The organism is Streptomyces sp. NPDC050264, from assembly GCF_040655895.1.
Lineage (GTDB): Bacteria > Actinomycetota > Actinomycetes > Streptomycetales > Streptomycetaceae > Streptomyces.
The window spans coordinates 233,055-250,015 of sequence record NZ_JBFAKV010000006.1 but is presented as its reverse complement, the minus strand read 5'-3'; the positions used below and the strand labels follow the sequence as shown (position 1 = coordinate 250,015).

The window sequence follows — 16,961 nt, the reverse complement described above, 5'->3', positions numbered from 1 at the left end:
CCTCACCTCGCTGGACGACAGCGCCTCAGGCCGACGCGCGGCACTCCGGGTGGCCCCAGCCGTCGGGGTTCTTGGCGATGTCCTCGCCCGCGGCGTACGAGCGGCCGCAGCGGCAGCGGCCGGGGAACTTCGCCTTGAGCGTGCGCGACGAGGTCCCCGACGACGCGGACCCGGACGAGGCCGACGCACGCTTGGCGGCTCCGGCCCGCGTCGAGCCGCCCGATGACTTCACCGCCTTCGGCGACTTCGACGACGGGGACGACGGCGGCGGCACGGGCGAGCCGAGGGCGCTGCCCGCGTCCTCCTGCTGGATCGCGGCCCGGCTGGCGGCACGGTCGGCGAAGTCGTTGAGCGGGTCGCCGTCGACCTGGTGCGCGGGGACGTACTTGAACTCGACCTTGCGGCCCTCCAGCAGCGAGTCGATGCGGGCGACCAGCTCCTGGTTGGCGACGGGCTTGCCGGAGGCGGTCTTCCAGCCCTTGCGCTTCCAGCCGGGCAGCCAGGTCGTGACCGCCTTCATCGCGTACTGGGAGTCCATCCGGACCTCCAGTGCCACTTCGGGGCCGATGGTGCTCAACAGCCTTTCCAGGGCGGTGAGTTCGGCGACATTGTTCGTCGCCGTGCCCAGGGCGCCGGCTTCCCACTGGACGGGCTGCTCGTCGCTGTCGGCGACGACCCATGCCCATGCCGCGGGTCCGGGGTTTCCTTTGGACGCGCCGTCACACGCGGCGATCACACGTTCTGCCATGCCCCGATCATGCCAGGGTCCGCGCCCGATCGATGATTGCTGACGTGTCCACGCCCACCGGAAGGGTGCCGAAGGCGACGCCCCCGTCACGGTCGAGCCGGGAGGCGCAGAAGGCGTCGGCGACGGCCGGGTTCCCGTGCCGCACGAGGAGCGAGCCCTGCAGTACGAGCGCCATCGTCTCGACGAGACGGCGGGCGCGGAACTGGAGGGCGTCGGGATCGGTGCCGAGACCGGCGAGGTCCTTGCGCAGCCGGGCCGCGGCCTCGTCGAGCCGCCGGTCGGCGCCGGCCGCCCGCTCGACCTCCTCGAAGTAGGCATCCACGGTCGCGGACTGGCGGGCCATGGCGCGCAGCACGTCGAGCGCGGCCACGTTGCCGGAACCCTCCCAGATCGAGGGCAGGGGCGCCTCCCGGTACAGACGCGGCATGCCGGATTCCTCGACGTAGCCGTTGCCGCCGAGGCATTCGAGGGCTTCGGCGGCGTGCGCGGGGGCCCGCTTGCAGACCCAGTACTTGGTGACGGCGAGCCCGATGCGGCGCAGCAGGTCCTCGGAGTCGTCGCCGCGCGCGGACCGGTCGACGGCTCCCGCGAGGCGCAGGGCCGCGACGGTGGCGGCCTCCGCCTCGACGGCCAGGTCGGCGAGGACGTTGGTCATCAGCGGCTGGTCGATGAGGCGGGCGCCGAAGGCGCTGCGGTGGGTGGCGTGGTGGACGGCCTGGACGAGGCCCTGGCGCATGCCGGAGGCGGAGCTGACGGCGCAGTCGAGGCGGGTCATGTTGACCATCTTGATGATGGTGGCGACGCCCCGGCCCTCCTCGCCGACGAGAGTGCCGATCGCTCCCTCGTACTCGATCTCGGAGGAGGCGTTGGACCGGTTGCCCAGCTTGTCCTTGAGGCGCTGGAGGCGGATCGCGTTGCGGGTCCCGTCCGGCAGGACGCGCGGCACCAGGAAGCAGGACAGGCCGCCGGGCGCCTGGGCGAGGGTGAGGAAGACGTCGGACATGGGCGCGGACGTGAACCACTTGTGCCCGGTCAGCGCGTACCGGCCTTCTTCGCCCGTCGGGACGGCGCGCGTGGTGCCCGCGCGGACGTCGGAGCCGCCCTGCTTCTCCGTCATCGACATCCCGGCGATGAGGCCGCGCTTGCCGGTGGGCTCGCGCAGTCCGAAATCGTAGACGCCTGAGGTGAGCAACGGCTCGTAGACGGCGGCCAGTCGCGGAGAGGTGCGCAGGGCGGGCACGGCCGCGTAGGTCATGGAGACCGGGCAGAGGTGGCCGGGGTCGGCCTGCCCCCAGACGTAGATCTTGGCGGCGCGGGCGACGTGCGCGCCGGGCCGGTCGTCGGCCCAGGGCGCGGCGTGCAGGCCGCGCTCCACGGCGACGGTCATCAGTTCGTGCCAGTACGGGTGGAACTCGACCTCGTCGATCCGGTGGCCGTAGCGGTCGTGGGTGTGCAGAACAGGGTGGTTCTGCTCGGCCAGCCTCCCCCACTCCTGGACCTTCTCGGACCCGGCGAGGAGGCCGAGGTCGTGCAGCTCGGGTTCGGCCCAGGCGGCGCCCTCGCGGCGCAGGCTCTCCAGGAGGGCGGGGTCGGCGGCGACGTCGTGTCCGGTCAACGGCGGTACTTGGTTGGTGACTTCATGCGTGGTCGGCATCGACGGCTCCCAAGGTTCCGAGGGCTCGCAGGGTGAAGGTGAGGAGGGCGGGGACGGCGTCGGGCCCCCGGTCCGGGTCCGACAGGGGGCCGATGAGCGCCTCCGCGCCCGCGCCGACCAGTGCGGCGGCGGTCAACTGCGCGTCTTGCGGCGGTAGTTGTCCCTTGCGTACGCCGTCGGCGATGTGCTCGGCGAACACGTCACGGAAGGCCCGCCGGAAGACGAGGCGCTCGGCGTCCACCGCCGGGTCGACCGGCTCGGCGAGCAGCGCGTACGCCAGGCGGGGCGACTTCAGGGCGCGGCGCGCGAACGTCTCGACGACGGCGACGACCCGCTCCGCCGATGCCGCGGCGGGCCGGGCCGCCGCCTCCCGCACGGCGGCCACCTCGCGGGTGACGACGCGCCGGAACAGTTCGACGGACAGCTCGGCCTTGCTGGGGAAGTGCCGGTACACGCTGCCGGTGGCGATGCCGGCGCGTGCGGCGACGGCGGACATGGAGCAGCCGGCGTACCCGTGCTCGGCGAGCAGCAGCGTGGCCGCGTCGAGGACTGCGGTGCGCTGAGCGTCGAGGCGGGCCTGCACGGCAGGTGTTCGTCGGTAGGGCACGCAAGAAGTGAAGCACTGATTCAGTGCTTCAACAAGGGGCGTGCCGGACGTCCGGTCCGAGCCGCCGACCGGCTCAGTCGGTCAAGTCGACCCGGATGGTGAGCAGTTGCGTACCGAAGGCGCGGACAGCCGCACTGTTGTAGCGGGGCAGGGACGTGAGGCGGGCGCGGGCGTCGTCGTCCGGGAGCAGGTGCGCGGTGCCGGTGTGCCAGCGGCCGCGGAGCCGGACGCGGACCTCCGGGTCGGCCTGGATGTTGCGCACGTACTGCGACTTCAGGCCGAACTCGGAGACGAACCAGAAGGCGTCGCCGGCCCGTCGCCCACCGACCGGGGTACGGCGGGCCAGACCCGAGGCGCGGCCCGTGGTCTCGATGAGCACCTGACCGGGCATCCGGGTCGACAGCGGGTTGGCGACCCGGCGCTGGAACGTCGTGACGATGCGGTGCTTGATCTCCTGGGCGCGCGACATGTCCGCACTGTAGTGGGGGGATATCCCCCTGCCGATGGACCGGCTCCCCGGATGGTGCCGGGCGGCCCGGTCGACGATCGTCGGTCCCCTCGCACGAAACGCGGCGATGCGGCAACGCAACAGGACACTCACGGGGAGAAAATGACGATGCGACACAGAAATCTCAAGGTGGCGACGGCGGTCGTGGCACTGGCACTCGTCGGCGGGGCCGTGGCGCCCACGGCGGTGGCCGCGCGGCCGGGCGTCGAGGGGCTCTGGCGGGTGAACGGCTACGGCACGGTCCTGTCCGTCACGGACGGGCGGCTGCAGGAGTACCAGACGACCAAGGCCGGCTGCGTGCGGGGCGACTCCGCGCGCCGGACGGCGCCGGGCAGGTACACGAGCGACGAAGGAGCGGTGTACACCGTTCGTCCGCAGGGGACGCTGCAGTTCGACGGTTCACCGGGCCATCGGGAACTGCGCCGGATCGCGGAGCTGCCGGCGAGTTGCGGCCGCCCGATGCCCGCGACCCCGGTGGCGGCGTTCGACGTCTTCTGGCAGTCCTTCGAGGAGAACTACCCGTTCTTCGCCGCCAAGGACATCGACTGGCACGCCGTACGGGACGCGTACCGGCCCAGGGTTCACGCCGGGACGACCCGGGACGAACTCTTCACGATCTTCAGCGAGATGGTGACGCCGCTGTACGACGCCCATGTGGCGGTGGTCGACGGCGACCGGCACTTCGCCGAGGTCCGGCCGGGCACCACGATGCCGAGCGAGGAACTGGACACCGAGGTCAGGGAGTTCGTCGCACGCCGCGACCTCGGCGGCAAGGCACCGCGGGAGTTCGCGGGCGGCCGGATCGGTTACGCGGACCTGCCCGGCGGACAGGGCTATCTGCGGATCTCCGGGTTCGCGGGCTATGCCGGGCAGGAGCGCTCGTACGCCGTCCATCAGGCGGAGCTCGACAAGGCGCTGGACGCCGTCCTCACCAGCGAGCGGACCGCCTCCCTCAAGGGGCTGATCATCGATCTGCGGATCAACGGCGGGGGCTACGACTCCCTCGGTCTGCACATCGCCGAACGCCTCACGGACACCCCGTACATCGCCTACCGCAAACGCACGCAGTACACCCGCCCGCAGCCCATCACCGTGGAGCCCACGCGCGGCGCACCCCGCTACTCGGGCCCGGTCGCCCTGCTGACGGGCGGCTCGACGGTCAGTGCGGGCGAGACGTTCACCCAGGCCCTCATCGACCGGCCCGGCGGAACGGTCCGTGTCGGGGAGGCCACCCAGGGCGTCTTCTCCGACACGATGGCCCGCAAGCTGCCCAACGGCATGGAGGTCTGGCTCCCCAACGAGAAGTTCCTGACCCGCTCGGGGACGACCTTCGACGGCACGGGCATCCCGCCGCACCTGCGCACGCCGGTCTTCACCGAGGAGGAGTTCGCGAAGAACCGGGACTCGGCCTTCGACACCGCGGTCGCGGTGCTCGCGCGGGAGAGCAAGGGGGAGGGCAAGAGGAAGCCCCGACCGTGACGGGGGACCACGGCCGGGGCGGCTGAGAGGTGGACACGGATGGCGGTCGCCTCTCGGCGGGGGGCTCCGCAGGGCTTCAGCCGAACGATCTTCCCTGCGGGCAATGGGTGAGGCCCGGGGACACTGTTCCATCCGCGTCCACGGTGGGTTCAACGGGCAAAGGGGCAGGGGTGTTCCCGGCCGCGCCGCAGCGGCGCGTGAGGTACATCACGGTCCGTAAGGCATCGCGCCCAGCTGTCATGTAATGACCGTTATTGCTGTGCGCTGCGGCGGTACAGGTGGCCGTAGGGTGCCGTAGTGATCTTCGTCCCGGTTTCTCGTCGGCTGTCCGCCCTGGGCCTCGTCCTGGCCGCCGCCCTGCTGTCCGCCTGCTCGTCGACCCCGTCCTCCGAGGACCGTCCGCCGGACGTCGTGCGGCCCACGGCCGACATGGACTTCGACTACCAGATCGGAGGCGCCTACAAGCCGCCGTCCGGGGTACGGGCCGTCTCCCGCGACCGGAGCGCGGCGCCGGAGCGCGGGCTCTACAACGTCTGCTACGTCAACGCGTTCCAGGCGCAGCCCCAGGCGCTGGGCTGGTGGAAGAAGAACCATCCCGACCTGCTGCTGCGCGACGGGGACGGCGACCTGGTGATCGACGAGGACTGGGACGAGGCGCTCCTCGACCTCTCGACGGCGGCCAAGCGGGCGCGGCTCGTGAAGATCGTCGGGCCGTGGATCGACGGCTGCGCCGACGACGGCTACCAGGCTGTCGAACCCGACAACCTCGACTCCTACGAACGCTCCGACGACCTGCTGAAGCCCGCGGACGCGGTCGCCTTCGCGAAGCTGCTCGCCGACCGCGCGCACGCGGCGGGGCTCGCCGTCGGCCAGAAGAACACCGCCGAGCTGCTGCCGAAGCACGCGGCCATGGGCTTCGACTTCGCGGTGGCGGAGGAGTGCGCCCGCTACGACGAGTGCGGGGACTACGCGTCCGCGTACGGCGACCGGGTCTTCGTCATCGAGTACCGCGCCGCCGACTTCACCCGCGCCTGCCGCGCCTGGGGCAAGGAGCTGTCGATCGTGCTGCGGGACCTGGACGTGCTGCCCGCGAAGGCGAAGGGGTATGTGCGCAAGGCCTGTTGATCGCGCAAGGCCTCACGGCGTGCGGGACGCCGTGCCGAGCGCGTCCAGCCGGCGCTGGATCGCCTCGAGCGCCCCGGGGCGCCGGCCCGGGACCTGATGCCGCAACGCCGTGAGGGCCGTGGCCTGGGCCCGCGCACGGGCCGGGTCGGCGACCTGCTCCCACTGGTGGTGGGCGCGGTCGACGGCGGCCTCGACGTCCTCGTCGGTACCGGCCTCACCGCGGGCGAGCCGGGCCCGCGCGACCGCGGTCCACAACGCGCAGCTGCGGGGCGGGTCCTGGGCGAGCCGCGCGAGATCCGCCCGCACCTCCAGCCAGTGGATGGCCTGCGGTGAACCGGCGCCGTGCGTGCGCAGCGCCTCGCTCTCCCAGGTCGCCGCGATGGCGGAGGCCTCGCTGTGCCGTCCGGCCTGGGCCGCCGCGAGCAGTGCGGGGTGCGGGTCGCCGCCGTCCGCGGGGCGGGGCGCGGGGACCGGCGCGGCCGGAGCGGGTACCGCCTGGGCGGGCACGGCGGGGACGGGCACCACCGTCACCTGCGTCGGCGGCGCCGCCGGGAACCGCGTGTCCTGCGCCAGGAACAGCGCGTTCGCGGGCCCGGCGGCGGCGGCCGCCGCCTCGTGCAGGTGGGCCCACGCGGGCCGTTCGCCGCCGCGCCAGATGTCGGCGTACGCCTTGAGGTAGGCGGGGGTCAGGACGGTGCGGCGCGGCGGGGGCGGGGACACCCGCCCGTACAGGCGCACTCCGTGGCCGAGTCCGAGGCCGCCGGCACGCACGTGCTCCCAGGCGGCCGGGTCGGCGACCAGGTCGAGGACGACGGTGGTGGTGTGGGGGCGGCGCAGGGCCAGTTCACCGGTGAGCCAGTGCCAGGGCAGGGCCGTGTAGCGCAGCGTCGAGGGGGTGGTGCGGGCCAGCGCCAGGTGGAGCAGGTGCTGACGGTGGTCGAGGTGCAGCTGGCCGGTGACGTACAGGTGGAGCGGTCCGGGGAGAGCGGCGGCCGTGCGGATACGGGTGAGGACGACCTGCGGGTCCAGCGGGTCGGCGAGTTCGACGACGGTGGCCGCCGCCGTGCCGGTGAGCGCGCTCGGCGGGACCGCCGCGAGCGTCGGCAGCACCGCGGCCGCGTCGATGAGGCACCCCTTGCCCGCGGGGGCCGCCGCGAGGAGCAGCGCCGTTCCCGGCTCGGTGGAGTGTGCCTCGTATGTGCCTTGCGCGTTGATCACCCCAGCACCGTAACCGCAATCCGTCGCGGTGCGCGCCCCGGACCAACACCCCAACTGGTCCCGCTACGGTCTGATTTCACCCGTTTTTCACACGCGGGGCGGCGCCCTCGGAGCCGGTGCGCAGCGCGGCGCACAGCCAGTCGTGGGCCTCGCCCGTCGTCGGGGGCGCGGCCGGGGCGACGGCCGCGGCGAGCTGCCAGTAGCGGTCCACGACCCGGTCCGTGGTGCGGGCGAGGACGGTGCGCGGGCGCCGCCTGAACTCGCCCGAATCCCGTGCGTGTTGCGCTTCGGCGTGCGCGGCGACGAGCGCGTCGAGCGCGGGGCCCGGCGCGGGTGCGCGGCCCGCGGCCACGGCGGCCGCGGGCAACTCGTGGGCCACACCCAGCCCCCCGTACGGGGCGACCGGGTCACAACCCGCGTCCCTGGCGGGCAGCGCGGGCGCCGGGGCGGTGCGGGCCAGGGCGTGCAACCGGGCGTAGGCGAGCAGGCGGCGGCGCCAGACCGGGCGAGTTCGGTGGTGTCGGGCGGCAGCGGCGCGGCGGCGAGCACGGCGAGGCGGGTGGCGCGCTCGGCCGGGGAGCCGGACTCGTCGACGAGCCGCAGCGCACTCTCGCGCCGGCGCAGCGCGGCGAGTTCGCCCTGGACGTCGGCGAGGCGACGGGCGACCGCGTCGCGCAGCGCGCCGTCCTTCTTGAGCGCGCGCTCGATGTCGGGCACCGGTTCGTCCAGAGCGCGCAACGCCCGGATCGTGCGCAGCTGTTGGGGGGCGTCGTCCCCGAAGCGGCGTTCGAGCCGGCGGCCGGGCACTGGCCGATGCTCTGCGCTCCGCACGACGTGGCGAAGGTGCTGGTGCGGGCCGTCGCGGACGAGGGAGAGCGGGTGCCGCCCGCCGCACCCCCGGCCGGCTGAGGGTGCGGACTCTCCCCCGTGCCGCGAAGCTGAGGGGCATGGACGGACTGGACGGATACCCCTCAGTGGTCGTACACGCGGCGCAGCCCGGCGGGCGGCGGGTCGCCATCCGCGGCGAGGACGCGGGCCTGGCGACCTCGCTCGCGGACGTGGTGGAGTTCCTGCGCCGCGCCGGCCTCGACGACGCGCCGCTCGACGACCCGGACTTCATCGAGTGGCGCGGCGGCGGCAGTGCGATGTGGCCCGCCGGGATCAACGATCCGGACGACGGGATCTAGGCCCGATGCCGTTGCCTTAGCCGCGATCTTGGTGCGTGCACCCCCGAGCGCAGGCGCGGCGCGCATCCTGGTGACATTCTCAAGAACCGCAGGAGTCCACCGTGTCACGGCGGTTCATGAGCCTGGGGCGACGAAGGGCAGGATCGCCCGTAACGCAACGGCATTGACCCTAGGCCGTGTACACGCCGGTTTCTACCGGTAACCGGTGACGTCGGCGGGCTTGCCCGTGTCCTGGACCTCCACGAGGTAGCGCCACGCGTCGGGCCTGCTGCCGTCGACGTCGGTGAAGCCGTAGACCTGGGCGAGGCCGCCGCTGGAGAGCGAGGTCCCGTTGTAGCGGGAGACGTCCGGGTCGGCGGCGAGGGCGGCGACCGCGCGGCCGACGTAGCGGGGGGTCTCGGAGATGGCGAAGTGTGCCTGGTCCTTGAGGGCGTCGCGCCAGGTGTCCTCGGTGACGCCGAAGGCGTCGAGCATGATCTCCGAACGCATCCAGCCGGGCGTCAGGGCCACGGCGGTGGCACCGCGCGAGCCGAGTTCGTGGCCGAGGGAGAACGCCATCCGCAGCACGGAGCTCTTGGCGAGGTCGTAGAAGAAGGAGTTGCGGTAGTTCGCCGCGTTGTACTCGGCCGTGCCGTCCGTCATCTCTACGACCAGGCCGCCCGGGTCGCGCAGCAGGAGCGGCAGCGCGAAATGACTGGTGATCGCGTGCGTCTCGACGGCGAGGCGGAGCAGCCTGAGGCCCTTGTCGAGGTCGTGCTCCCAGACGGGGGCTTCCCAGGCGAAGAGCTGTTCGCCGCCCCAGATGTCGTTGACGAGGACGTCGAGGCGGCCCTGTGCGGTGTCGATGCGCTCGACGAGGGCGCGGACCTGGTCCTTCTCCAGGTGGTCGGTGGGGACCGCGACGCCCTGGCCGCCCGCCGCCGTGACCAGGTCGGCGGTGTCCTCGATGGTCTCGGCACGGTCGTACTCGGAGCGCCGGGTACGGGTCGTGCGGCCGGTGACGTAGACCGTGGCGCCGGCCGCGCCGAGTTCCACGGCGATGCCCCGGCCGGCTCCGCGGGTGGCGCCCGCGACGAGCGCGACCTTGCCGCTGAGGGGCGCCCGCCGCTCCTGGGGGCTCTCCTGCGGGTTCTGCTGCTGCGAGTGCGTCACGTCCGTCTCCCGTGGTGATTGCCGCGCCGTCCGCCGCGTTCCTTCGACGAGCATCCCCGGGAATCCCGACATCTTCTGTCCGGCTTCCGCCCGTGTCCGCACTGATTTCGCACCGCGCCTCGCGGCCGAGATACCCCCCGGGGTATTCGTTACCCTCGGGGACATAGGGTCGCCTGTGTCGTCAGGGATTCCCGTCGCCCCCGCAAGCCGTTTCAACAAGCCGCTTCACCTGGGAGAACCATGAGCACCACCCTCGCCCCCGCCGAACTGCACGCCCTGCCCGCCGACGGCACCCTCGTCGTGGACGTGCGCGCTCCCGGCGAGTACGCCGCCGGACACGTGCCCGGCGCGGTCAACGTGCCCGCGGATCTTCTCGACACGCTCCTGCCCGACCTGCAGGCCGCCGCCGAGCGGCAGGATCTCGTCCTGGTGTGCGCGGCCGGTCAGCGGTCGGCCGCCGCCTGCGCGAAGCTCGCCGACGCGGGCGTCGACTCCGTCGGCCTGGCGGGCGGCACGCGGGCCTGGGCCGCCGACGGACTGCCCGTCGACACCGCCACGCGACCGAACCGCTCCGTCTGGGCCATGGACCGCCAGGTGCGGTTCACCGCCGGTTCCCTCGTCCTGCTCGGTCTCGCCCTCGGCCGGCGCGCGCCGAAGGGCCGCCTGCTGGCCGCCGGGATCGCGTCGGGCCTGGTGTACTCCGGGCTGAGCAACACGTGCGGCATGGCGGCGATGCTGGGCAGGCTGCCGTTCAACCGGCCCGAGCCGGGCGTGCTGGACGAGGCCCGCGCGGCGTTGCGCGGATGAGCGGGAACCCCGCGGCGACGGACGCCGTCCTCAAACGGCTGCGCCGCGCGCAGGGACAGCTGGCCGGCGTCATAGCGATGATCGAGGCGGGCCGCGACTGCAAGGACGTGGTCACCCAGCTCGCCGCTGTGTCACGAGCGTTGGACCGGGCCGGCTTCAAGATCATCGCCTCCGGCATGCGGGACTGCCTGAACGCCGCGGACGGCGAGCAGCCCCCGCTCAGCGAGGAGGAGCTGGAGAAGCTGTTCCTCTCGCTGGCGTGAGCTGCCCGCGACCGTCCGTCTCAGGCGGCGCGCCGGACCCGTGACCCGTGGCGGCGCACGAGGTCCGCGTACCGGTGGCCACTGCCCTTGATGGTGCGCTGCTGCGTCGCGTAGTCGACGTGCACGAGGCCGAACCGCTTGTCGTAGCCGTACGCCCACTCGAAGTTGTCGAGCAGCGACCACGCGAAGTACCCGGCGAGCGGGGCGCCCTTGCGGGCCGCGCGGGCGCAGGCCGCGATGTGGTTCACGAGGTACTCCTCCCGCTCGGGGTCGTCCACGGTGCCGTCGGGGCGGACCACGTCCGGGAACGCCGAGCCGTTCTCGGTGACGTACAGCTGGCGGGCGCCGTACTCGTGGGTGAGGCGGAGCAGCAGCGTCTCGATGCCGTTGGCGTCGACCTCCCAGTCCATGCCGGTGCGCGGAACTCCGAGGCGGCGCACGGCCTGCGCGTACGGGGCGGGGCCCGCCGGGTGGTCGGCGATGGCGGACGGGAAGTAGTAGTTGAGGCCCAGCCAGTCGAGCGGTTCGGCGATGGTCGCCAAGTCGCCCGGCTTCTCCGGGAGTTCGACGCCGTAGACCTCGACCATGTCGGCGGGGAAACCGCGGCCGTGCACCGGGTCGAGCCACCAGCGGTTGGCGTGGCCGTCCATCCGGCGGGCCGCGGCGATGTCCTCCGGGCGGTCGGTGGCGGGCTCGACCTGCGCGAGGTTGTTGACGATGCCGACCTCGGCGCCGGGCACGGCCGCGCGGATCGCCTGCGTGGCCAGTCCGTGACCGAGCAGCAGGTGGTAGGAGGCCTGGACGGCGGCGGTCAGGTCGGTCCAGCCGGGCGCCATCCGGCCTTCGAGGTGACCGATCCACGCGGAGCACAACGGTTCGTTGAGCGGCGTCCAGTGCTTCACGCGGTCACCGAGCCGCTCCGCGACGACGGCGGCGTACTCGGCGAAGTGCTCGGCGGTCTCGCGGGCCGGCCAGCCACCCCGGTCCTGGAGCACCTGCGGCAGGTCCCAGTGGTAGAGGGTGACCGACGGGGTGATGCCCTCGGCGAGCAGCGCGTCGATCACCTCGTCGTAGAAGTCGAGGCCCTTGGCGTTGACCGGGCCGTCGCCGCCGGGCACGACACGCGGCCAGGCGACGGACAACCGGTAGGCGTTCGTGCCCAGTTGGCGCATCAGGCCGATGTCCTCGCGCCACCGGTGGTAGTGGTCGCAGGCGATGTCGCCGTGGTCGTCGTTGTCGATCTTGCCGGGGGTGTGCGAGAAGGTGTCCCAGATCGAGGGCGAGCGGCCGTCCTCGGAGACGGCGCCCTCGATCTGGTACGCGGACGTGGCCGTGCCCCACAGGAAGTCGTGCGGGAAGGCTGCGAGGTCAAGGGGGTCGGACACAGGGTTCCTTTCACAAAAGGGTGGTCACTTGACGGCACCGGCGGTCAGACCGGTGACGAGGTAGCGCTGCAGCAGCAGGAAGCCGGCGACGACGGGCACGCTGACCACCAGGGAGGCGGCCATGATCTGGTTCCAGTACACGTCGTTGAGGTTGGCGTAGGCGCCGAGGCCGACCGAGAGCGTGCGGGTCGTTTCGTTCGTCATGACGGAGGCGAAGAGCACTTCTCCCCAGGCCGTCATGAACGAGTAGACGGCGACCGCGACGATGCCGGGGATGGCGGCCGGCACGATGATCCGGAACAGGGCACCGAGCGGGCCGCAGCCGTCGACGAGTGCGGCCTCGTCGAGATCGCGCGGCACCGACTCGAAGTACCCGATCAGCATCCAGATCGAGAACGGCAGCGTGAAGGTCATGTAGGTGAGGATCAGTCCGCCGCGCGAGCCGAACAGGGCAATACCGGTGGCGTTGCCGATGTTGACGTAGATGAGGAACAGCGGCAGCAGGAAGAGGATGCCGGGCAGCATCTGCGTCGACAGGACGGTCACCGTGAAGACGCGCTTGCCGCGGAAGCGGTAGCGGCTGACCGCGTAGGCGGCGAAGACGGCGATGACGACCGAACAGACCGTCGCCGTGCCCGCCACGATCACCGAGTTCATGAAGTACCTGGCGAGCGGGACGGTCGACCAGATGTCGATGTAGGGCCGGATGGTCAGCCCGCTGGGGATCCAGCGGAACTCGCCCTGGACGTCCTGAAGCGGCTTGAGCGAGCTGGACACCATGACGAACACGGGCAGCAGGACGAAGCCGGTGAGCAGCGTCAGGAAGATCCGCCTGCTCCACAGGAACGAGCGGGGCGCGGCCATCGGCGATCTGTGCCGCACGGCGGCAATCTCCGTGTCAGACATCTGCGGCCTTCCTTCCCCGTGAGGTGAGCGCCAGGTACACGCCCGTCACGACGAGCAGGAACAGCAGGAGCAGCACGGACATGGCGGAGCCGGTGCCGAAGTTCCAGGTGACGAACGACGATTGGTAGATGTGGACCGAGACCAGGTCCGCGGCCTTGGGGGCCGCCTTGCCGAACATCACGTACGGCGTGTTGAAGTCGTTGAACGTCCACAGGAACAGGACGAGCACGAGGACCTGGTTGACGGGGCGCAGCGACGGCAGCGTGATGCGGCGCAGCTGCTGCCACAGGCCGGCGCCGTCGAGGGCGGCGGCCTCGTACATCTCCTTCGGGATGTTCTGCAGTCCGGCCATGACGATGAGGAAGGCGAACGGCCAGCCCTTCCACACGGAGACGGTGAGCAGCGCGTAGAAGCTGTTGTCGCCGATGAGCCAGAACGACGGCTTGTCGGTGACGCCGAGCTGGTCGTGCAGGACGTGGTTCACCAGGCCGTTGTCGTGCTGGAACATGAACACCCAGGTGATCACGGCGGCGTAGACGGGCAGCGCGTAGGGGATCAGGAACAGGGCGCGCAGGATGCCGCGTCCCTTGAACGTCTCCTGCATGTAGATCGCGGCCGCCGTGCCGATGGCCCAGCACAGGCCGACGGAGAGGACCGTGAACAGGCAGGTGACGAAGAAGGAGTGGAGCAGGGCCTGGCCGACGGGGGCGTCGAAGTCGACGGCGATCTTGAAGTTGTCGAAGCCGGACCACGGGGCGGTGCCCCAGTCGCGGATGTAGAACTGGGTGAGCTCGCGGAAGCTCATCACGATGCCGATGACCATCGGGATCAGATGCACGAGGAGTTCGAGGGCCAGGGCCGGCAGAAGCAGCAGGTACGGCAGGCCGATGCGGCGGATCCGCCCGGGGCGGCGGCCCTTGCCGCGCGCCGCCCCGGGGGTCTTCTCGCCGACGGCCCGCCCCTCCCCCGCCTCTGCGGGGGTGGTGGCGGTCGTGGTCATGTGGGTCTCCGCACTCACTTCGTCGGCATCGACTGCTGGGCCTTGGTCAGCGCCGCCTTCACGGACTCCGTGGTGACCGGCTTACCGGCGGCGGCGTCCGCGAACAGCTCCTTCACGGCCGTGCCGACGGCGGTCTCGAACTGCGACTCGTCCGCGACCTGGGGCAGCGGGGCCGCGCTCTTGCCGAGGGTGTCCTTGAGGACGCCCGTGGACTGCGCGTTGAACGCCGGGTCCTCCTGCGCGGCCTTGACCGGCGGGATCGAGCCGTAGGTCTTGTTGAGGAGCTTGGACTCCTCGTCGCTGGTCATGAACTTCACGAACTTCGCGGCGCCGTCGAGGTTCTTGGTGTTCTTGAAGACGGCGATGTTGATGCCGGCGACCATGGAGTTGGTGGACTCGCCCTGGCCGGGGGTGCCGGACTGGACGGGCGCGGGCACGACGCCCCACTCGTCGTCCTTCATGCCCTGCGACTTGAAGGTGGACGCGGCGGCCTGCCACAGCACCATCGCGGTCTTGTTCTTGGAGAAGTCGCTCAGGGACTGGTTCTGCGCGTACTCGGCGTTGCCCGGCGCGATGATCTTGTCCTTGGCCATCAGGTCGACGTACTGCTTCACGGCCGCGACCGCGCCGTCGGAGGTGAAGTCCGGCTTGCCGTCGGCGGTGAACCAGTCGGCGCCGTGCTGCTTGGCCAGGACGAAGACCTGGTGGATGTTGTTGGACAGGTTCGACCCCTCGGCGGCAAGGCCCCACTTGCCGTCCTTGGAGATCTTCTTGCCGTCGGCGACGATCTCGTCCCAGGTCGTCGGGGGCTTGGAAATCCCGGCGTCCTTGAACATCTTCTTGTTGTAGTAGAGCGCGTACGACATCGAGTACAGCGGCACCGCGGCGGGGTCCTTGCCCTCGGCGCCGGCCGAGCCGATCGCGGACTCGACGAACCGGTCCTTGCCGCCGATCTTGTCGAAGTTCTTCGCGTCCCACGGCAGCAGCGCGCCGCTGGCCTGGAGCGAGGCGCTCCAGGTGTTGCCGATGTTGAGGACGTCCGGGCCCTGGCCCGACGTGGTCGCGGTGAGGATCCGGTTGAGCAGGTCGGACCACGGGACGACCTCGAGCTTGACCTTGATCCCGGTCTGCTTCTCGAACTTGTCGAGTTCGGGCTGGAGGACCTTCTTGTCGACCGAGATGCTGGCGCCCTGGTTCGACGCCCAGTAGGTCAGGGTCTTCGGGGAGTCGTTGGACCCGCCCCCCGAGGACGAGCCACCGCCGCAGGCGGTCGCGGCGAGGGCGAGCGAGAGGGTGGCAGCGCCGACGGCTGCGGCTCGGATTCTGCTCATGGCTCCAGGTGTCCCTTATCCGGAGGAACCCCGATCGCGTTCCGTCCACGTACACCAGAGCTCAGCGCTGCGAGATGTACGGGTTCAAGTAGTGAACGCCCTCAGGGCTTAATTTAGGCTGTGAGTTAAGCCGCACAAGAAGAGGGCGTCAAGGGATCGCACACGGGTATCTTGCGCGGGGCGGGGGTTGTTGGCGTCTTGTCGGCGCAGGGAGAGGGAGATCATGGCCGGGCGGAACGGGCGTACGGTGCACGACCTGCGGCGCGAGAATCGCGCGGCCCTATTGCAACAGTTGTATTTCGATGGGCCGTTGAGTCGGTACGAGCTGGGCCCGGCGACGGGACTGAGTTCAGGTTCCGTCAGCAATGTGGTGGCCGAGCTGGCCGCCGAGGGGCTGGTGGAGGAGGCGGGCAGCGTCGAGTCCGACGGCGGCCGGCCGCGCACACTGCTGCGGATCGCGCCGGAGTGCGGACTGCTGATCGGGGTGGACGTCGGCGAGAACCTGGTCCGCGTCGAGCTGTTCGACCTGGTCCTGACCGAACTGGCGCGCGTGGAGCGCCCGTTGGCGGTACGGGACCGGTACGACGTCGATCTGGTCGTGCGGCACATCCGCGACGGCGTCGCCGACGTCCTCGCGGCGGCGGATGCGGACCCCGGGCAGCTGCTCGGGGTGGGCGTCGGAGTTCCCGGCATCGTGGCGCGGGACCCGGAGCGCGGGGCGGTGGTGCACGGCCAGACGATCGGCTGGCCGGAGGTGCCGCTGGAACAGCTGCTCCGCGAGGGCTCCCAACTCCCCGCCGAGATACCGTACTTCATCGACAACGGAGCCAAGACGCTCGGGCAGGCGGAGATGTGGTTCGGGGCCGGGCGGGGGGCCGGCAGCGCGGTGGTGGTGCTGTTCGGCTCGGGCGTCGGGGCCTGCGTGGTCGCCGAGGACGGCGCCGAGGGACGGGCCGTCGAGTGGGGACATCTGACGGTACGGGTGCGGGGACGGCGCTGCCGGTGCGGGGCGCTCGGCTGCCTGGAGGCGTACGCGGGGGCGCAGGCGCTCGTCGAGCGGTGGCGGGAGGCGGGCGGCTCGCCGAGCGGCGACGGCGGCGAAGAGGCGGCGCTGGCCGAGCTGTTGGGGACGGCGTACGGAAGCGAGGGACCCGAGCTCGAACGGGCGCTGGCGCTCTCGGTCCTGGAGGAGACCGCCGAGTACCTGGGGGCGGGCCTGTCCGACCTGATCAACCTCTTCCAGCCGGAGCGGATCCTGATCGGCGGCTGGGCGGGCCTGCGGCTCGGGCCGCGTTTCCTGGAGTCGGTGCGCCGGCACATCGGGACGTACGCGCTCGACTATCCGGTGGGGCGGGTCGGCGTGGAGCTGGGCCGTCTCGGCCCCGACGCGGTGACGGTCGGGGCGGCCACGCTGCCGCTGGCGGGGTTCTTCGCGCGGGGCGGCCGCCGGGCCGAGCCGGCGCCGGCCCAGGAACTTCCGGGCTGGCGGCGGGCGATGGTGGCGCGGCGGGGCGTGCGGGGCGGCCGGGTCCCGGCGGCCGGTCAGGGCCCGGGCCAGTGACCCGCGAGTGACGCGCGCCGCAAAGGGAGC

At 71.8% G+C, this 16,961-nt stretch carries 18 protein-coding genes; 7 read left to right on the top strand and 11 right to left on the bottom strand.

Features of this window, described 5'->3' with window-relative positions:
* Nucleotides 1-25: 25 nt before the first annotated feature.
* From AB0J02_RS13075 to AB0J02_RS13060, 4 genes are all read right to left on the bottom strand, one after another.
* Nucleotides 26-748: a ribonuclease H gene (locus AB0J02_RS13075; protein ID WP_363193693.1), complete on the bottom strand. Its 723-nt coding sequence runs from the start codon at nucleotides 746-748 to the stop codon at nucleotides 26-28.
* A gap of 7 nt (nucleotides 749-755) precedes the next feature.
* Nucleotides 756-2,402, bottom strand: coding sequence for an acyl-CoA dehydrogenase family protein (locus tag AB0J02_RS13070; protein ID WP_363193692.1), 1,647 nt, complete (start codon nucleotides 2,400-2,402; stop codon nucleotides 756-758).
* Nucleotides 2,386-3,009 carry a TetR/AcrR family transcriptional regulator gene (locus AB0J02_RS13065; protein ID WP_363193691.1) on the bottom strand — a complete coding sequence of 208 codons (624 nt, stop codon included), beginning with the start codon at nucleotides 3,007-3,009 and terminating at the stop codon, nucleotides 2,386-2,388. Before AB0J02_RS13065 ends, AB0J02_RS13070 begins: the two co-directional genes overlap by 17 nt.
* Nucleotides 3,010-3,082: 73 nt before the next feature.
* Nucleotides 3,083-3,478 (bottom strand): nitroreductase/quinone reductase family protein, encoded by a 396-nt coding sequence (locus tag AB0J02_RS13060; protein WP_363193690.1) that lies wholly within the window; start codon nucleotides 3,476-3,478, stop codon nucleotides 3,083-3,085.
* A 147-nt stretch (nucleotides 3,479-3,625) separates the two neighbouring features.
* On the opposite strand from AB0J02_RS13060, the gene AB0J02_RS13055 reads away from it, so the two are divergent.
* Both AB0J02_RS13055 and AB0J02_RS13050 read left to right on the top strand, forming a co-directional pair.
* Nucleotides 3,626-4,996 carry a S41 family peptidase gene (locus AB0J02_RS13055; protein WP_363193689.1) on the top strand — a complete coding sequence of 457 codons (1,371 nt, stop codon included), beginning with the start codon at nucleotides 3,626-3,628 and terminating at the stop codon, nucleotides 4,994-4,996.
* 345 nt (nucleotides 4,997-5,341) lie between these two features.
* Entirely contained in the window at nucleotides 5,342-6,121 is a 780-nt protein-coding gene (locus AB0J02_RS13050) for an endo alpha-1,4 polygalactosaminidase (RefSeq protein ID WP_363193863.1), read from the top strand.
* 12 nt (nucleotides 6,122-6,133) lie between these two features.
* Here AB0J02_RS13050 and AB0J02_RS13045 read toward each other — a convergent pair whose 3' ends face one another.
* Together AB0J02_RS13045 and AB0J02_RS13040 are read right to left on the bottom strand one after the other, a co-directional pair.
* Entirely contained in the window at nucleotides 6,134-7,339 is a 1,206-nt protein-coding gene (locus AB0J02_RS13045) for a hypothetical protein (protein WP_363193688.1), read from the bottom strand.
* 76 nt (nucleotides 7,340-7,415) lie between these two features.
* Nucleotides 7,416-7,808 (bottom strand): hypothetical protein, encoded by a 393-nt coding sequence (locus AB0J02_RS13040; protein ID WP_363193687.1) that lies wholly within the window; start codon nucleotides 7,806-7,808, stop codon nucleotides 7,416-7,418.
* A 290-nt stretch (nucleotides 7,809-8,098) separates the two neighbouring features.
* On the opposite strand from AB0J02_RS13040, the gene AB0J02_RS13035 reads away from it, so the two are divergent.
* Together AB0J02_RS13035 and AB0J02_RS13030 are read left to right on the top strand one after the other, a co-directional pair.
* Nucleotides 8,099-8,248 (top strand): hypothetical protein, encoded by a 150-nt coding sequence (locus tag AB0J02_RS13035; protein WP_363193686.1) that lies wholly within the window; start codon nucleotides 8,099-8,101, stop codon nucleotides 8,246-8,248.
* 47 nt (nucleotides 8,249-8,295) lie between these two features.
* Nucleotides 8,296-8,526 carry a hypothetical protein gene (locus AB0J02_RS13030; protein ID WP_363193862.1) on the top strand — a complete coding sequence of 77 codons (231 nt, stop codon included), beginning with the start codon at nucleotides 8,296-8,298 and terminating at the stop codon, nucleotides 8,524-8,526.
* Nucleotides 8,527-8,718: 192 nt separating this feature from the next.
* Here AB0J02_RS13030 and AB0J02_RS13025 read toward each other — a convergent pair whose 3' ends face one another.
* Nucleotides 8,719-9,678, bottom strand: a complete 960-nt coding sequence (locus tag AB0J02_RS13025; RefSeq protein ID WP_363193685.1) for an SDR family oxidoreductase — start codon at nucleotides 9,676-9,678, stop codon at nucleotides 8,719-8,721.
* 240 nt (nucleotides 9,679-9,918) lie between these two features.
* Here AB0J02_RS13025 and AB0J02_RS13020 point away from each other — a divergent pair, with 240 nt between their 5' ends.
* Together AB0J02_RS13020 and AB0J02_RS13015 are read left to right on the top strand one after the other, a co-directional pair.
* Nucleotides 9,919-10,485: a rhodanese-like domain-containing protein gene (locus AB0J02_RS13020; RefSeq protein WP_363193684.1), complete on the top strand. Its 567-nt coding sequence runs from the start codon at nucleotides 9,919-9,921 to the stop codon at nucleotides 10,483-10,485.
* Nucleotides 10,482-10,748: a metal-sensitive transcriptional regulator gene (locus AB0J02_RS13015; RefSeq protein WP_363193683.1), complete on the top strand. Its 267-nt coding sequence runs from the start codon at nucleotides 10,482-10,484 to the stop codon at nucleotides 10,746-10,748. Before AB0J02_RS13020 ends, AB0J02_RS13015 begins: the two co-directional genes overlap by 4 nt.
* A gap of 20 nt (nucleotides 10,749-10,768) precedes the next feature.
* Here AB0J02_RS13015 and AB0J02_RS13010 read toward each other — a convergent pair whose 3' ends face one another.
* Genes AB0J02_RS13010 through AB0J02_RS12995 form a run of 4 tightly spaced genes read right to left on the bottom strand, consistent with a single transcriptional unit; the run spans nucleotide 10,769 to nucleotide 15,370 of the window.
* Entirely contained in the window at nucleotides 10,769-12,133 is a 1,365-nt protein-coding gene (locus tag AB0J02_RS13010) for a GH1 family beta-glucosidase (protein WP_363193682.1), read from the bottom strand.
* 24 nt (nucleotides 12,134-12,157) lie between these two features.
* Nucleotides 12,158-13,039 carry a carbohydrate ABC transporter permease gene (locus tag AB0J02_RS13005; protein WP_363193681.1) on the bottom strand — a complete coding sequence of 294 codons (882 nt, stop codon included), beginning with the start codon at nucleotides 13,037-13,039 and terminating at the stop codon, nucleotides 12,158-12,160.
* A complete protein-coding gene (locus tag AB0J02_RS13000; protein ID WP_363193680.1) occupies nucleotides 13,032-14,039 on the bottom strand; it encodes a sugar ABC transporter permease in 1,008 nt (335 codons plus the stop codon). Before AB0J02_RS13000 ends, AB0J02_RS13005 begins: the two co-directional genes overlap by 8 nt.
* A gap of 14 nt (nucleotides 14,040-14,053) precedes the next feature.
* Entirely contained in the window at nucleotides 14,054-15,370 is a 1,317-nt protein-coding gene (locus AB0J02_RS12995; RefSeq protein WP_363193679.1) for a sugar ABC transporter substrate-binding protein, read from the bottom strand.
* 223 nt (nucleotides 15,371-15,593) lie between these two features.
* Here AB0J02_RS12995 and AB0J02_RS12990 point away from each other — a divergent pair, with 223 nt between their 5' ends.
* On the top strand, nucleotides 15,594-16,931 hold the full coding sequence (locus AB0J02_RS12990; protein WP_363193678.1) for an ROK family transcriptional regulator: 1,338 nt from the start codon (nucleotides 15,594-15,596) through the stop codon (nucleotides 16,929-16,931).
* The last annotated feature ends 30 nt before the right edge of the window (nucleotides 16,932-16,961 follow it).

What these genes read in the sequence shown, in the direction of transcription:
- AB0J02_RS13075 (WP_363193693.1), bottom strand. Translation starts at nt 748, where the DNA reads ATGGCAGAACGTGTGATCGCCGCGTGTGACGGCGCGTCCAAAGGAAAC.
- AB0J02_RS13070 (WP_363193692.1), bottom strand. Translation starts at nt 2,402, where the DNA reads ATGCCGACCACGCATGAAGTCACCAACCAAGTACCGCCGTTGACCGGA.
- AB0J02_RS13060 (WP_363193690.1), bottom strand. Translation starts at nt 3,478, where the DNA reads ATGTCGCGCGCCCAGGAGATCAAGCACCGCATCGTCACGACGTTCCAG.
- AB0J02_RS13055 (WP_363193689.1), top strand. Translation starts at nt 3,626, where the DNA reads ATGCGACACAGAAATCTCAAGGTGGCGACGGCGGTCGTGGCACTGGCA.
- AB0J02_RS13020 (WP_363193684.1), top strand. Translation starts at nt 9,919, where the DNA reads ATGAGCACCACCCTCGCCCCCGCCGAACTGCACGCCCTGCCCGCCGAC.
- AB0J02_RS13015 (WP_363193683.1), top strand. Translation starts at nt 10,482, where the DNA reads ATGAGCGGGAACCCCGCGGCGACGGACGCCGTCCTCAAACGGCTGCGC.
- AB0J02_RS13005 (WP_363193681.1), bottom strand. Translation starts at nt 13,039, where the DNA reads ATGTCTGACACGGAGATTGCCGCCGTGCGGCACAGATCGCCGATGGCC.
- AB0J02_RS13000 (WP_363193680.1), bottom strand. Translation starts at nt 14,039, where the DNA reads ATGACCACGACCGCCACCACCCCCGCAGAGGCGGGGGAGGGGCGGGCC.
- AB0J02_RS12995 (WP_363193679.1), bottom strand. Translation starts at nt 15,370, where the DNA reads ATGAGCAGAATCCGAGCCGCAGCCGTCGGCGCTGCCACCCTCTCGCTC.
- AB0J02_RS12990 (WP_363193678.1), top strand. Translation starts at nt 15,594, where the DNA reads ATGGCCGGGCGGAACGGGCGTACGGTGCACGACCTGCGGCGCGAGAAT.